Here is a 14,053-nt window from a genome sequence, read left to right as displayed (position 1 = left end):
AGGCGCGACGGCCAGCGCGCAGCTCTACAGCCTGGTGGAAACCGCCAGGGCCAACGGGCAGGAGCCCTACGCCTGGCTGCGCCACGTCCTCGAACGCCTGCCGGAAGCGCAAGGCGTCGAAGACTACGAGGCGCTGCTGCCGTGGAACTGCACTCCGACGGCGCCACTGTAAAAGACCGGCACGGCCGTCAACAGATGGGGTTTATGGATCGCTTACATCGATTTCACGGCAATACGCACCACCCACGCCTCTTCCAGTGCCAGGAAAAAAGGAGACCGAAGAACCGGCAGACCACACCCTGGGGCGCGGCCGGGGCTGCCTGACGACAGGATCACGGGGTCTGCGACGTCAATCCTGTACCTCTGCGCTTCTCGCTGCCTCCAGGCCCGGCGAGTGATATCTGCCAGGCTCAGCCTCTACTGAAGCAGGTCCGAATTCCCGGCAAGCCAGGTCGCCATCGCAAGCGTTACCGCTGGTTGCTCGCCGACAAGGACTATGACGCGGAACCTCTGCGGCAGTACTTTCCGCACAAGACTTAAAGTCGCTCTTAATTACTGTCTTAGCCTTCAAGGCCAAGTGTATTTTCATTTGACGCGCACTGAAAAGCATTAATTGAGGATTTTTGATTCATATGAAAACACTATTCTCAATTACCAACAAGGCTGGCCAATTCATAAGCTCACAGACGGAGCGACAGCCTGTACTCATTAGTCTGATCCTAATTATCGGAATGATATACATCATCTCTGCAAGCCTTGTTGGCGTGCATAAGTTCAGCCAAGACAGCTGGTCATATTTTGAGCTATCAAAAAGTGTTTTTTCCGGCGATTTTTACAGATTCAATACAATCCGCAGTCATTTTGCAGAAACATATTCAGCGGCCTTCCCGATGGGTTATCCGGTAGCGCTTTCAGCCATCCAACTGATTGCAGGCAAAGCTCCTGAGGCGGCTCTCCTTCTTAACTGCCTGATTGTGGTTGCGACCGCTTACATTTTAATAAAAATCTCCGATGAGATTCAGCTTCCTCGTATCTATGGGATTTCAATAGCTTTTTCCCTGCTTTTCTACATTCCTTATATAGATGAAGCTCTTGCAGGAAGATCCATGCCCTTGGCGATCCTTCTGTTCTCACTTGCAGGCCTTAACTATCTGCGAGGATTTTTTTGGGGGGCCGGGATTTTTCTAGGCCTTTCTGCCTTGGTGCGCTTCGACTTTCTAGTGCACTCGATCATCTTCCTGCTGGCAGGATCACTTAACAAATGGCATGAACCCAAGATATTTCTCCTTATGGTATCTGGCTTTTTTATTGGAATTATCCCTTGGCCTTTTTACAGTTATCTTCATTTCGGCAAGTTCTGGATATCCGACAACTCCTGGGTTGCAATGTCGGCTTTGCCAGCCCGCGTACTCGACTACCCTGCGACGCCCATTGTTTCAGCATCGGAGAATTTCACGCTATGGCTAAGCAGGGTAACAAATAACACTTACGGCCTTTTAAAGGATGCCGCACGGGCATGCATGTTCTTTCCATTGTTGCCAGTGCTCCTGGGGGTGGCTCTCTGCAAGATCCGATACAGCACAAAGGCCATTAATGCAAGATTGGCAATTGGCGCCATACTTATAGCTTCCGCCACTCTCCCATATTTACTAACCGGATACTTTACCATTCGCTATTATGCACCACACTTGCTGTGCGCAGCATTTCTTCTCGCAAAGCATATTGTTCGCACAAAAGACATCCGCATCGCGTGGCTATCAACCGAGGGAATAGTAGTTATCTCTGTTTTCTTCGCACTTACTATCGGTCTTTTCTATTTGTCAAAATCCACGCTATCCGGCTACGCACGAACCGATGACATGCGGAAAGAGCTACAGATAATTGAATCACTCAGGCAGTGTCACGTCTTGAATCCGGAGTTAACCTACATATTTGATCCGGCCTCAGGGCTGAATTACTTCAAATACGGAGCAATAACTGGCATGAGAGCAGCTGGATTACCAGCCAATTTTCGCAGAATGAGTGAAAATCAAAAGGAAGATTTTTTTTCACATATGATGCCTTATGCATGGATTGAAGCTTTTTCAAATAACAGTCAATGTCCGAGCGCTCGAAAAAATTGAGTACAACACCCGCGAGACTCGATGCTGTGGCCGCGCCCCCCTGCTGGAGCAGGTTGCCCGCCACGGGCACGGAGTGCCGGGAATGAGTGGTGACCTTGTGCTTCCGGACCGCCCTGGCCCGTAGCCCCTGGCGCCACATCGAAGCGGTGATCGTCTTGCGATTGCAAGGCAGTCCCGTTTCGCGCAGATCGCGGCAGAACCATGGAAACCCGCTACGGCATCCGTATTCCCTCCCGCTCTTGGCACATTGGCCGCCCCTCCCCCCTCATCTCCCGCCCTCCAAGCGCATGGTCGTCCGCACCAGGCGCTGCTCCTCCTGCTCGATCTCCCTGAGACTGTCGCGAATACCATGGATGTGGTCGCGGGCGGCGCGCTGGGCCTGTTCCGGCAGGCGCTCGATCAGCGCGTGGTAGAGGCGCGCATGCTGGCGGTCGAGCTGCCTCTTGCAGTGCGGGCGGTGGTATAGGTTGTTCACCGAGGCGAACACCGTGTTCAGCATGAGGTCGGTGAGTGACTGCAGGGTGTGCAGCAGCACCGGGTTGTGTGCGGCCTCGCAGACCGCCAGGTGGAAGGCGTGGTCCAGCCGCGCGTGTTCGCGCGGGTCGATGCTCTCGGGCGGGGCGGCCTGGGCGGCGACCATTTCCCCGTAGCGCCGGCCGAGCCGGATGAAATCCGCCTCGGTACCGCGCAGGGCGGCCAGACGCGCCGACTCACCCTCCAACAGGACGCGCACTTCCAGCAGGTCGTAGAGGGTGCGCGACTGCGAGGCGAACAGGTGCAGCAGCGGACTGGTGTCGCCGCCGTCAGACAACTGCGCGACGAAGGAGCCGCGCCCCTGGGCCGTCTCGATGATGCCGCGCCCGCGCAGCACGCGCAGGCCCTCGCGCAGCGCCGAGCGGGAGATGCCCAGCCGGTCGCACAGGCGCCGCTCCGAGGGCAATGCCTGGCCGACCTTGAGCACGCCGTCGACGATCAGTTGCTCGATGCGCTGGGCCACCACATCGGCGACCTGGCGGCGTTCGACGGCTGTTTCGGGGAGCATGCGGGAATCTCTCATGGCTGGTCGGACCAGTGCGAAGGGACATGAAGCCGAGCGAAGCCTATCCGCAGGCAGCCCAGTCTGGATAGGGGCCTTGCCGGACGGCCGGGACGACTGCCCCCACAAACTGGTAGGACCAGTATGCCCTTCGCTGGACGGCCGGCACTGCCGGGTCGATGCTGCCCGGGCTGCAGACACAGGTCACGAGCCGAGCGAACAACAACAATATCCCGTCTGATCGAGTCCATCATGAACATCCTCTACGACGAGCGCGTCGATGGCGCGCTGCCTCAGGTCGACAAGGCCGCCCTGCTCGCCGAGTTGCTCGAGCGGCTGCCCGGCCTGGACATCCTCCACCGCGAGGAAGACCTCAAGCCCTACGAATGCGACGGCCTTTCGGCCTACCGCAGCACGCCGATGCTGGTGGTGCTGCCCGAGCGCGTCGAGCAGGTCGAAGCCCTGCTCAGGCTCTGCCACCGCCGCCAGGTGCCGGTGGTGGCGCGCGGCGCCGGCACCGGCCTGTCCGGCGGCGCTCTGCCGCTGGAACAGGGCATCCTGCTGGTGATGGCGCGCTTCAATCAGATTCTCGAAGTCAATCCTGAAGGACGCTTCGCCCGCGTCCAGCCGGGCGTGCGCAACCTGGCGATTTCCCAGGCGGCGGCGCCCTTCAACCTCTACTACGCGCCCGATCCGTCGTCGCAGATCGCCTGCTCGATCGGCGGCAACGTGGCGGAGAACGCTGGCGGCGTGCACTGCCTGAAATATGGCCTGACCGTGCACAACCTGCTGAAGGTCGAGGTCCTCAGCGTCGAGGGCGAGCGCCTGACCCTGGGTTCCGACGCCCTGGACAGCCCCGGCTTCGATCTGCTCGCCCTGTTCAACGGCTCAGAAGGCATGCTCGGCATCATCACCGAGGTGACGGTGAAACTGCTGCCCAAGCCGCAGATGGCCAAGGTGCTGCTGGCCAGCTTCGACTCGGTGGAGAAGGCCGGCCGCGCGGTGGGCGACATCATCGCCGCCGGCGTGATCCCCGGAGGCCTGGAGATGATGGACAACCTGGCGATCCGCGCCGCCGAGGACTTCATCCACGCCGGCTACCCGGTGGACGCCGAGGCCATCCTGCTCTGCGAGCTGGACGGCGTGGAAGCCGACGTGCACGACGACTGCGAACGGGTGCGCCAGGTGCTCGCCCAGGCCGGCGCGACCGAGGTGCGCCTGGCCCGCGACGAGGCCGAGCGGGCGAAGTTCTGGGCCGGGCGCAAGAACGCCTTCCCGGCGGTCGGACGCCTGTCGCCGGACTATTACTGCATGGACGGCACCATCCCGCGCCGCGAACTGCCCGGCGTGCTCAGGGGCATCGCCGAACTCTCCGCCGAATACCGCCTGCGCGTGGCCAACGTGTTCCATGCCGGCGACGGCAACATGCATCCCCTGATCCTGTTCGACGCCAACCGGCCCGGCGAGCTGGAACGCGCCGAGGCTCTCGGCGGCAGGATTCTCGAGCTGTGCGTGGCGGTGGGCGGCAGCATCACCGGCGAGCACGGCGTCGGCCGCGAGAAGATCAACCAGATGTGCGCCCAGTTCAACGCCGACGAGCTGACCCTGTTCCACGCGGTGAAGGCGGCCTTCGACCCCGAACGCCTGCTCAACCCCGGCAAGAACATCCCCACCCTGCACCGCTGCGCCGAGTTCGGCGCCATGCACGTGCACCACGGCCGGCTGCCCTTCCCCGAACTGGAGCGTTTCTGATGAGCCCGTCCTCCCTCGACGCCAGCGCCGAGCTGCTGGAGCAGGTCAACCAGGCGATCGCCGCGCGTACCCAGCTGCGCATCCGCGGCGGCGACAGCAAGGCCTTCCTCGGCCACGCGGTGGCCGGCGAGCCGCTGGACACCCGCCGGCACCGCGGCATCGTCAGCTACGACCCCACAGAACTGGTGGTCACCGTGCGCGCCGGCACGCCGCTCGCCGAGCTGGAGCAGGCGCTCGCCGAGCAAGGTCAGCTGCTCGCCTGCGAGGCGCCGCACTTCGGCACGGCCACGGTGGGCGGCATGGTCGCGGCCGGGCTGTCCGGCCCGCGCCGGCCCTGGGCTGGTGCGGTACGCGACTTCGTCCTCGGCACGCGGCTGATCACCGGCCACGGCAAGCACCTGCACTTCGGCGGCGAGGTGATGAAGAACGTCGCCGGCTACGACCTGTCGCGCCTGCTGGCCGGCAGCTTTGGCTGCCTCGGGGTGATCACCGAAGTCTCGCTCAAGGTGCTGCCGCGGCCGCGTGCCTGCGCCAGCCTGCGCCTGGCGATGAATGTCGGGCGGGCGCTGACCAGGCTGGCCGAGTGGGGCCAGCAGCCGATTCCGCTCAGCGCCGCCTGCCACGATGGCGAGGCCCTGTACCTGCGCCTGGAGGGCAGCGAAGGCTCGCTGGCCGTGGTCCGCCAGCGCCTGGGCGGTGAGGTGCTGGACGACGGCTTCTGGGACGATTTGTGCGAGCGGCGCCTGGCCTTCTTCGCCGACCCGCGGCCGCTGTGGCGCCTGTCGCTGCCCAACGCCGTCCTGCCGCTGGCACTGCCCGGCACCCAACTGATCGACTGGGGTGGCGCCCAGCGCTGGCTGAAGTCGGATGCCGGGGCCGACGAGATCCGCGCCATCGCTGCCGAGGTCCGCGGCCATGCCAGCTGCCACAGCGCCGGCGTCTGCGACAGCCCCTTTCACCCGCTACCCGCGCCGCTCATGCGCTACCACCGCCAGCTCAAGGCGCAACTGGACCCGCAGGGGATCTTCAACCCGGGCCGGCTGTACGCGGAGCTCTGAGATCAGACCATGCAAACCCATCTGAGTGAACAGGCCCTGGCCCTGCCGCGCGGTGCCGAAGCCGAACGCATCCTGCGCAGCTGCGTGCACTGCGGCTTCTGCAACGCCACCTGCCCGACCTATCAGCTCTTGGGCGACGAGCTGGACGGCCCGCGCGGGCGCATCTACCTGATCAAGCAGGTGCTGGAGGACGCCGAGCCCAGCGCCAGCACCCGCGAGCACCTGGACCGCTGCCTGACCTGCCGCAACTGCGAAACCACCTGCCCGTCCGGTGTGCAGTACCACCATCTGCTGGACATCGGCCGCGCGCTGGTCGAGGAGCGGGTGCCACGCCCTCTCGGCCAGCGTGTGCTGAACGCCGGGCTGCGCACGCTGCTACCCCATCCGGGCGTCTTCAAAGCCCTGCTGCGCAGCGGCGAACGCTTCCGTCCGCTGCTGCCGACAACGCTCAAGGCCAAGTTGCCGCGCCAGATACGCCCAGCCAAGGCGCGCCCGCAGCCGCAGCATGCGCGGCGAGTCCTGATGCTCAAAGGTTGCGTGCAGCCCGGTCTGTCGCCGAACACCAACGCTGCGGCCAGCCGCGTGCTCGACCGCCTCGGGATCAGCGTGACACCGGTTCGCGAAGCCGGCTGCTGCGGCGCCCTGGACTATCACCTGAACGCCCAGGACGCCGGCCTCGAGCGCGCCCGCCGCAATATCGACGTCTGGTGGCCGGTCATCGAGGCCGGCGCCGAAGCTATCGTGCAGACCGCCAGCGGCTGCGGCGCCTTCATCAAAGACTACGGCCACCTGCTGGCCGACGATCCGCGTTACGCCGCCAAGGCCCGCCAGGTCAGCGAACAGACCCGCGACCTGGTGGAAGTACTGCGCGGCGAGCCACTGGAGAAGCTCGGCATCCATGCCGACCTGCGCCTGGCCTTTCACTGCCCCTGCACCCTGCAGCATGCCCAGAAACTCGGCGGCGCCGTCGAGGAGGTGCTCACGCGCCTCGGCTTCCAGGTCACCGCGGTGCCGGATGCGCACCTCTGCTGCGGCTCGGCCGGCACCTACTCGCTGACCCAGCCCGCACTGTCGCGCCGACTGCGCGACAACAAGCTCAACGCCCTGGAAAGCGGCCAGCCCCAGCTGATCGCCACCGCCAACATCGGCTGCCAGATCCACTTGGACAGCGCCGGCCGCACCCCGGTGCGGCACTGGATCGAGCTGGTCGAAGAAGCCCTGACTCAACCGGAGAACCTCTCATGCATAGCAAAGCAGTACTGACCCAGACCGAAGTCGCGCGGATGCTCGCCGCCGCCCGCACCGAAGCGCAGAACAACCAGTGGGCCGTGAGCATCGCGGTGGTCGACGACGGCGGCCACCCGCTGGCCCTGGAGCGCCTTGACGGTAGCGCACCGGTGAGTGCCTACATCGCCATGGAGAAGGCCCGCAGCTCCGCCCTCGGCCGCCGCGACTCCAAGGTCTACGAGGAAATGATCAACGGCGGACGCACCGCCTTCCTCTCGGTACCGCTAATCAGCGCCACCCTGGAGGGCGGCGTGCCGGTCGTGGTCGGCGGCCAGGTGGTCGGCGCCGTCGGCGTGTCCGGGGTGCGCTCCGATCAGGATGCCCAGGTGGCCAGGGCCGGCACGCAGGCCATCGCCGAGTGACCTCAACGAGCAGAACAAAAACTGGAGAACATCACCAATGGGCAAGCGCATCACCCATCACCGTCTGCAAGTCGCCGAGAATCTGGCCCGCTTCATCGAAAACGAAGTGTTGCCGGGCACCGGCCTGGATACCGCCAGGTTCTGGCAGGGCTTCGACGCCCTGGTCCACGAGCTGGCGCCAAAAAACCGCGCACTGCTCGCTGAACGCGACCACCTGCAGGCCGAACTGGACGCCTGGCACCACAGCAATCCCGGCCCGATACGCGACCTGGCGGCCTACCGCGCCTTCCTCGAAGGCATCGGCTACCTGCTGCCGAGACCGCAGCAGGTAACAGCCAGCACCGCCAACGTCGACCGCGAGATCGCCGTGCAGGCCGGTCCGCAGCTGGTGGTGCCGATGTCCAACGCGCGCTACGCGCTGAACGCCGCCAACGCCCGCTGGGGCAGCCTGTACGATGCGCTCTACGGCACCGACGCCATCGGCGAGGACAACGGCGCCGAGCAGGGTTCGGCCTACAATCCGCTGCGCGGCGCCCGGGTCATCGCCCGCGCCCGCGCCTTTCTCGACCAGGCCGCACCGCTGGCCCAGGGCTCCCACGCCGAGGCCACTGCTTACCGCGTGGCGGACGGCCGGCTGCAGGTCAGCCTGGGCCAGACCGAGACGGGCCTGAAGCATCCCGAGCGCTTTGTCGGCTACCAGGGCGCGCCCGACAGCCCTGCCGCGATCCTGCTGCAGAACCACGGCCTGCACTTCGAGATCCACATCGACCGCGCCGATCCCATCGGCAAGAGCGACGGCGCCGGGATCAAGGACGTCCTGCTGGAGGCGGCTCTGACCGCCATCATGGACTGCGAGGATTCGGTCGCCGCGGTCGATGCCGAGGACAAGGTGCAGGTCTACCGCAACTGGCTGGGCCTGATGCAGGGCACCCTGAGCGAGGAAGTCAGCAAGGGCGGCAAGACCTTCACCCGCCGCCTGAACCTGGATCGCTGTTACCTGGCCGCCGACGGCACGGCGCTGACCCTGCCCGGTCGCGCGCTGATGCTCGTGCGCAACGTGGGCCACCTGATGACCAACCCGGCGGTGCTCGACGGCGAGGGCCGCGAGATCCCCGAGGGTATCCTCGACTGCGTAGTCACCAGCCTCGCCGCCCTGCACGATCTGGAGCGCCGGCGGAACTCGCGCGCAGGTTCGGTCTACATCGTCAAGCCGAAGATGCACGGCCCGCGCGAGGTGGCCTTCGCCGACGAGCTGTTCAGCCGCGTCGAGGATCTCCTCGGCCTGCCGCGCCATACCCTGAAGATGGGCATCATGGATGAGGAGCGCCGTACCAGCATCAACCTCGAGGCCTGCATCGCCGCCGCCGCGGCGCGCATAGCCTTCATCAATACCGGCTTTCTCGACCGCACCGGCGACGAGATCCACAGCGCCATGGAGGCCGGCCCCATGCTGCGCAAGGGCGACATGAAGTCCTCGGCATGGATTTCCGCCTACGAGCGCAGCAACGTGCTGACCGGCCTGGCCTGCGGCCTGCGCGGCCGTGCGCAGATCGGCAAGGGCATGTGGGCGATGCCCGACCGCATGGCCGACATGCTCGAGCAGAAGATCGTCCAACCCAGGGCCGGCGCCAACACCGCCTGGGTGCCCTCGCCGACCGCCGCAACCCTGCATGCGCTGCACTACCATCAGGTCGATGTCGGTGCCGTGCAGACGGAACTGGAGCAGGTGGACCTTGCCGGCGTGCGCGACGAGCTGCTCGCCGGTCTGCTCAGCGTCCCGGTAGTCACCGAGCCGCAGTGGAGCGCCAGGGAGATCCGCGAGGAGCTGGAGAACAACGCCCAGGGTCTGCTCGGCTACGTGGTGCGCTGGGTCGAACAGGGCGTCGGCTGCTCCAAGGTGCCGGACATCCACGACGTCGGCCTGATGGAAGACCGCGCCACCCTGCGCATCTCCAGCCAGCACATGGCCAACTGGCTGCGCCACGGCGTGGCCGGCAAGGAAGAACTCATGAAAGTCCTGCAGCGCATGGCCCGCATCGTTGATCAGCAGAACGCCGGCGACCCGAACTACCACCCGATGGCCGCCGACTTCGAGCACTCGGTGGCCTTCCAGGCGGCTTGCGCCCTAGTGTTCAAAGGCTGCGAGCAACCCAGCGGCTATACCGAGCCCCTGCTGCACCAGTTCCGCCTGGCCTTCAAACAGAACCGCGGCTGAACCTGAGCCCGCGAGGCGCTTTGCCGCCTCGCGGGTTTTCCCGGCTAGGCCCCGACCGTCTTCCCCAGCGCTTCGTCGCGCAGTTCCCGGCGCAGGATCTTGCCGACGTTGGTGGTCGGCAGGCGATCACGGAATTCGATGTATTTCGGGCGCTTGTAGCCGGTGAGGTTATCGTGCATGTGACGCATGACCTGCTCCGTGGTCAGGGTCGCGCCGGGCTTGACCACCACGAAGAGCTTGATGGCCTCGCCGGTGCGCTCGTCGGGCACGCCGACGGCGGCGCATTGCAGCACGCCCGGCAGGCTGGCGAGGACGTCCTCCAGCTCGTTCGGATAAACATTGAAGCCGGACACCAGGATCATGTCCTTCTTGCGGTCAACGATGCGCAAGTAGCCATCGGCCTCGATCACCGCGACGTCACCGGTGCGCAACCAGCCGTCGGCACCGAGCACCGCGGCGGTGGCTTCGGAGTTCTGCCAGTAGCCCTTCATCACCTGCGGCCCCTTCACCCAGAGCTCGCCGCTGTTGCCGGGCGGCAGTTCGTTACCCTGCTCGTCGAGCACCTTGCAGAGGGTCGAGGGCAACGGCATGCCGATGGTGCCGGGGCGAATGTGCCCGTAGAGGTTGCAGGAAACCACTGGACTGGTTTCGGTGAGGCCGTAGCCTTCGAGGATCTCGCAGCCGGTGACGGCCTTCCAGCGCTCGGCGGTGGCCTGCTGCAGAGCCATGCCGCCGGACAGCGTCAGCTTCAGCGCGGAAAAATCCAGGCGGCGGAAACCCTCGTCGTGGCACAGAGTGGCGAACAAGGTGTTGAGGCCGACGAAGCCGCTGAACTTCCACTTCGACAGCTCCCGGACCATGGCCGGCAGGTCACGCGGATCGCTGATCAGCAGGTTGTGGTTGCCGGTGAGCATCATCGCCATGCAGTGCAGGGTGAAGGCATAGACGTGGTAGAGCGGCAGCGGCGCGACCAGGGTCTCGCAGCCCTCGCCCAGGACGGCACCAATCAGCACCTGGCACTGCAGCATGTTGGCCACCAGGTTGCGGTGGGTGAGCATGGCGCCCTTGGGCATGCCGGTGGTGCCGCCGGTGTACTGCAGCACGGCGACGTCGCCGGGGGCGGCCTCGATCTCCCGCAGCGGCCGGCCGCGGCCCCGGGCCAGAGCGGCGGTGAACTTCACCGCCTGCGGCAGGTGGTAGGTCGGGACCATCCGCTTGACGTAGCGCACCACGCCGTTGACCAGCGCGCGCCGGAACGGCGGCAGCAGGTCGCCAACCTCAGTGACCACGACGTGGCGGATGCCGGTCCGCGGCAGCACCTCTTCGACCAGATGGGCCTTGTTGGCCAGGCAGACCAGGGCCTTGGCCCCGGCATCGGCGAACTGCTGCTGCATCTCCCGGGCGGTGTACAGCGGGTTGGTGTTGACCACGATCAGCCCGGCGCGCAGGGCGCCGAACACCGCCACGGGGTATTGCAGGAGATTGGGTAGCTGCACGGCGATGCGGTCGCCCGGCTGCAACCCCTCGAGCCCCTGCAGGAAGGCAGCGAAGGCACCGGACAGCTCGTACAGCTCACCATAGCTGAGGGTCCGGCCGAGGTTGCTGAAGGCCGGCCGGTCGGCGAAGCGCTGGCAGGAGGCCTTCAGCACAGCGGGGATGTTGGGGTATCGGTCAGGATCAATTTCGCGGACGAGGCCGGCGGGATACTTGTCCTTCCAGAAGTTCTCGATCATGCAATACCACTCCATGCATCGCGCAGGTTGAATTCTTCTTGTCCGCTGGCAGACAAGCGGCCCGAGAGTAGCAGGCACAATCATCGTCCGGAAGGCCCGCGAGCCGCGGGCTTCAGCCTCTGAGGCGAGAGCTTGCGGCCTGCCCGGCCGAGCTGTGTACGAATCGACGGTCCTTTCCGTGAAAAGCCCAGCGCCCGGCACTACAATGCGGGCTTCCTGCAACGGACCCGAGTCCGCCCTCTCCCATCGTCCCGATGGGAACCTTTTTATCCTTACAGACAGAACACCAAGGAAACTGCATGAGCCAGGTTACCAACGTCCCCTATGGCGATCTCGAGGTCGGCCAGCAAGCCAGCTACAGCAAGACCGTGGAGGAGAAGGACATCCAGTTGTTCGCCGCCCTCTCCGGCGACCACAACCCGGTACACCTGGACGCCGAGTTCGCCGCCCGCAGCCCGTACAAGGAACGCATCGCCCACGGCATGTTCAGCGGCGCACTGATCAGTGCCGCGGTGGCCTGCACCATGCCTGGCCCGGGCACCATCTACCTCGGCCAGACCATGCAGTTCACCCGGGCGGTGAAGCTCGGCGACACTCTCACCGTGCGCCTGGAAATCCTCGAGAAGCTGCCGAAGTTCCGCGTACGCATCGCCACCCGCGTCTACAACCAGCACAACGAACTGGTGGTCGACGGCGAGGCGGAAATCCTCGCCCCGCGCCGCCAGCAGAGCGTCGAACTGACCCGGCTGCCGCCGATCAGCATCGGCTGATTCAGTGGCCTGTGCAGTTGATTGGTTAACTCAAGCTCGGATGACCGGGGTTTCGAGACAAGGCGCCGCGACGAGTCATGGCCGGGCTATGGCGAGGAGCGACAACGCAGTATCCGAGCCCCGGGCGCCGAAATTGACTCATCGAATCAACCAAACAGGCCACTAGTCCCCACAGCCCTGCCAGCGCGGCCCCCTCGCAAGATGCGCTGCCACCTGCTTGAATGGTCCGGCCCGCCAGATCGGCGGCCATCTCCGCACAGCAGAAGGAAGGTTCGCCATGAAGATCGTCAACGCCCGCCTGCGCGGACGCGAAGGCCTCCACCGCATCGAACTGAACGGCGCACGCATCGCCGCGATCGTCGCCCAGCCGGCGCCGGCCGACACCATCGGCGAAGAACTGGACGCCGCCGGCAACCTGGTGGTACCGCCCTTCGTCGAGCCGCACATCCACCTGGACGCCACCCTCACCGCTGGTGAGCCGGCCTGGAACATGAGTGGTACCCTGTTCGAGGGCATCGAGCGCTGGGCCGAGCGCAAGGCGCTGGTCACCCATGAGGACATCAAGACGCGGGCGAAGAAGGCTATCGACATGCTGGTCGAGCACGGCATCCAGCATGTGCGCACCCACGTCGACGTCACCGATCCGAGCCTCGCCGCGCTCAAGGCGATGCTCGAGGTGCGCGAGGAAACCCGCCGGCTGATCGACCTGCAGGTCGTCGCCTTCCCCCAGGAGGGCATCGAGTCCTTCAAGGGCGGCCGCGAACTGATGAGTGAAGCCATCGCCCTGGGCGCCGACGTGGTCGGCGGCATCCCGCATTTCGAGAACACCCGCGAACAGGGGGTCAGTTCGATCAAGTTCCTCATGGACCTGGCCGAGCGCAGCGGCTGCTTGGTGGACGTGCACTGCGACGAGACCGACGACCCGCAGTCGCGCTTTCTCGAAGTGCTCGCCGAGGAGGCTCGGGTGCGCGACATGGGCGAGCGGGTCACCGCCAGCCACACCACGGCCATGGGCTCCTGGGATAACGCCTACTGCTCCAAGCTGTTCCGCCTGCTCCGGCAGTCGCGGATCAACTTCGTCTCCTGCCCCACCGAGAGCATCCACCTGCAGGGGCGCTTCGACACCTATCCCAAGCGCCGCGGCCTGACCCGGGTCGCCGAGCTGGACCGCGCCGGCCTGAACGTCTGCTTCGGCCAGGATTCCATCGTCGACCCCTGGTATCCCCTGGGCAACGGCAACATCCTGCGCATCCTCGAAGCCGGCCTGCACATCTGCCACATGCTCGGCTACCAGGATCTGCAACGCGCTCTGGACCTGGTCACCGAGCACAGCGCCAAGGCCCTGCAGTTGGGCGAGCGCTACGGGCTGGAAGCGGGGCGCCCAGCCAACCTGCTGATCCTCTCGGCGGCCAGCGACTACGAGCTGCTGCGTAGCCAGGGCCAGGCGCTGGTGTCGATCCGCAACGGGGAAGTGCTGATGCGCCGCATCCCGGCGCGGATCGAACGCTACTCCTGAATCTGCACGCTGGCGGTCATCGCCAGCGCGAACTGAGGACGCCTGGGAGTCATGCCAACGCACGGAAAATGGCCAGAAGGATGGCGCAGGACAAACGCATGGGGAAATCCATCTATGCGACTGCTCGTCTTGAATCGCTACGCAAAAATCAGTGAAGGAGACGAATAATCGGGCATCGAGTAGGGAGCGGGATTACTCCCG

The 14,053-nt window shown here is 65.0% G+C and carries 11 protein-coding genes and 1 pseudogene; 9 read left to right on the top strand and 3 right to left on the bottom strand.

Annotated features, from left to right (window positions below):
* The coding region (locus ACYVD0_RS15235) for a transposase domain-containing protein (protein ID WP_460427595.1) at positions 1-172 on the top strand (172 nt) is incomplete at its 5' end.
* A 460-nt stretch (positions 173-632) separates the two neighbouring features.
* Positions 633-2,123, top strand: a complete 1,491-nt coding sequence (locus ACYVD0_RS15230; protein ID WP_460427592.1) for a hypothetical protein — start codon at positions 633-635, stop codon at positions 2,121-2,123.
* A gap of 22 nt (positions 2,124-2,145) precedes the next feature.
* Here the strand turns inward: ACYVD0_RS15230 and ACYVD0_RS15225 are convergent.
* Together ACYVD0_RS15225 and glcC are read right to left on the bottom strand one after the other, a co-directional pair.
* Positions 2,146-2,367 (bottom strand): annotated as a pseudogene (locus tag ACYVD0_RS15225) (IS3 family transposase); the annotation flags it as partial.
* Between the two features lie 21 nt (positions 2,368-2,388).
* Entirely contained in the window at positions 2,389-3,165 is a 777-nt protein-coding gene (gene glcC, locus ACYVD0_RS15220; RefSeq protein WP_460427591.1) for a transcriptional regulator GlcC, read from the bottom strand.
* Positions 3,166-3,411: 246 nt separating this feature from the next.
* Here glcC and glcD point away from each other — a divergent pair, with 246 nt between their 5' ends.
* The 5 genes from glcD to ACYVD0_RS15195 are packed head-to-tail and all read left to right on the top strand — an operon-like array spanning position 3,412 to position 9,833.
* Entirely contained in the window at positions 3,412-4,911 is a 1,500-nt protein-coding gene (glcD, locus tag ACYVD0_RS15215) for an FAD-binding oxidoreductase (RefSeq protein ID WP_460427590.1), read from the top strand.
* Entirely contained in the window at positions 4,911-5,969 is a 1,059-nt protein-coding gene (gene glcE / locus ACYVD0_RS15210; protein ID WP_460427589.1) for a glycolate oxidase subunit GlcE, read from the top strand. The genes glcD and glcE overlap by 1 nt, the downstream gene beginning before the upstream one ends.
* A 9-nt stretch (positions 5,970-5,978) precedes the next feature.
* Positions 5,979-7,232: a glycolate oxidase iron-sulfur subunit gene (gene glcF, locus ACYVD0_RS15205; RefSeq protein WP_460427588.1), complete on the top strand. Its 1,254-nt coding sequence runs from the start codon at positions 5,979-5,981 to the stop codon at positions 7,230-7,232.
* Entirely contained in the window at positions 7,211-7,618 is a 408-nt protein-coding gene (locus ACYVD0_RS15200; RefSeq protein ID WP_460427587.1) for a heme-degrading domain-containing protein, read from the top strand. Before glcF ends, ACYVD0_RS15200 begins: the two co-directional genes overlap by 22 nt.
* Positions 7,619-7,655: 37 nt before the next feature.
* Complete coding sequence (locus tag ACYVD0_RS15195; RefSeq protein ID WP_460427586.1) at positions 7,656-9,833, top strand: malate synthase G; 2,178 nt, start codon at positions 7,656-7,658, stop codon at positions 9,831-9,833.
* A gap of 44 nt (positions 9,834-9,877) precedes the next feature.
* Here ACYVD0_RS15195 and ACYVD0_RS15190 read toward each other — a convergent pair whose 3' ends face one another.
* Positions 9,878-11,566, bottom strand: a complete 1,689-nt coding sequence (locus ACYVD0_RS15190; RefSeq protein WP_460427585.1) for a long-chain fatty acid--CoA ligase — start codon at positions 11,564-11,566, stop codon at positions 9,878-9,880.
* Between the two features lie 299 nt (positions 11,567-11,865).
* On the opposite strand from ACYVD0_RS15190, the gene ACYVD0_RS15185 reads away from it, so the two are divergent.
* Both ACYVD0_RS15185 and codA read left to right on the top strand, forming a co-directional pair.
* A complete protein-coding gene (locus tag ACYVD0_RS15185; RefSeq protein WP_460427584.1) occupies positions 11,866-12,336 on the top strand; it encodes a MaoC family dehydratase in 471 nt (156 codons plus the stop codon).
* 277 nt (positions 12,337-12,613) lie between these two features.
* On the top strand, positions 12,614-13,852 hold the full coding sequence (gene codA / locus ACYVD0_RS15180) for an amidohydrolase family protein (protein WP_460427583.1): 1,239 nt from the start codon (positions 12,614-12,616) through the stop codon (positions 13,850-13,852).
* Positions 13,853-14,053 lie beyond the last annotated feature (201 nt).

It is taken from the genome of Azotobacter armeniacus (assembly GCF_054779355.1).
This window is presented reverse-complemented; position numbering and strand designations above follow the sequence as displayed.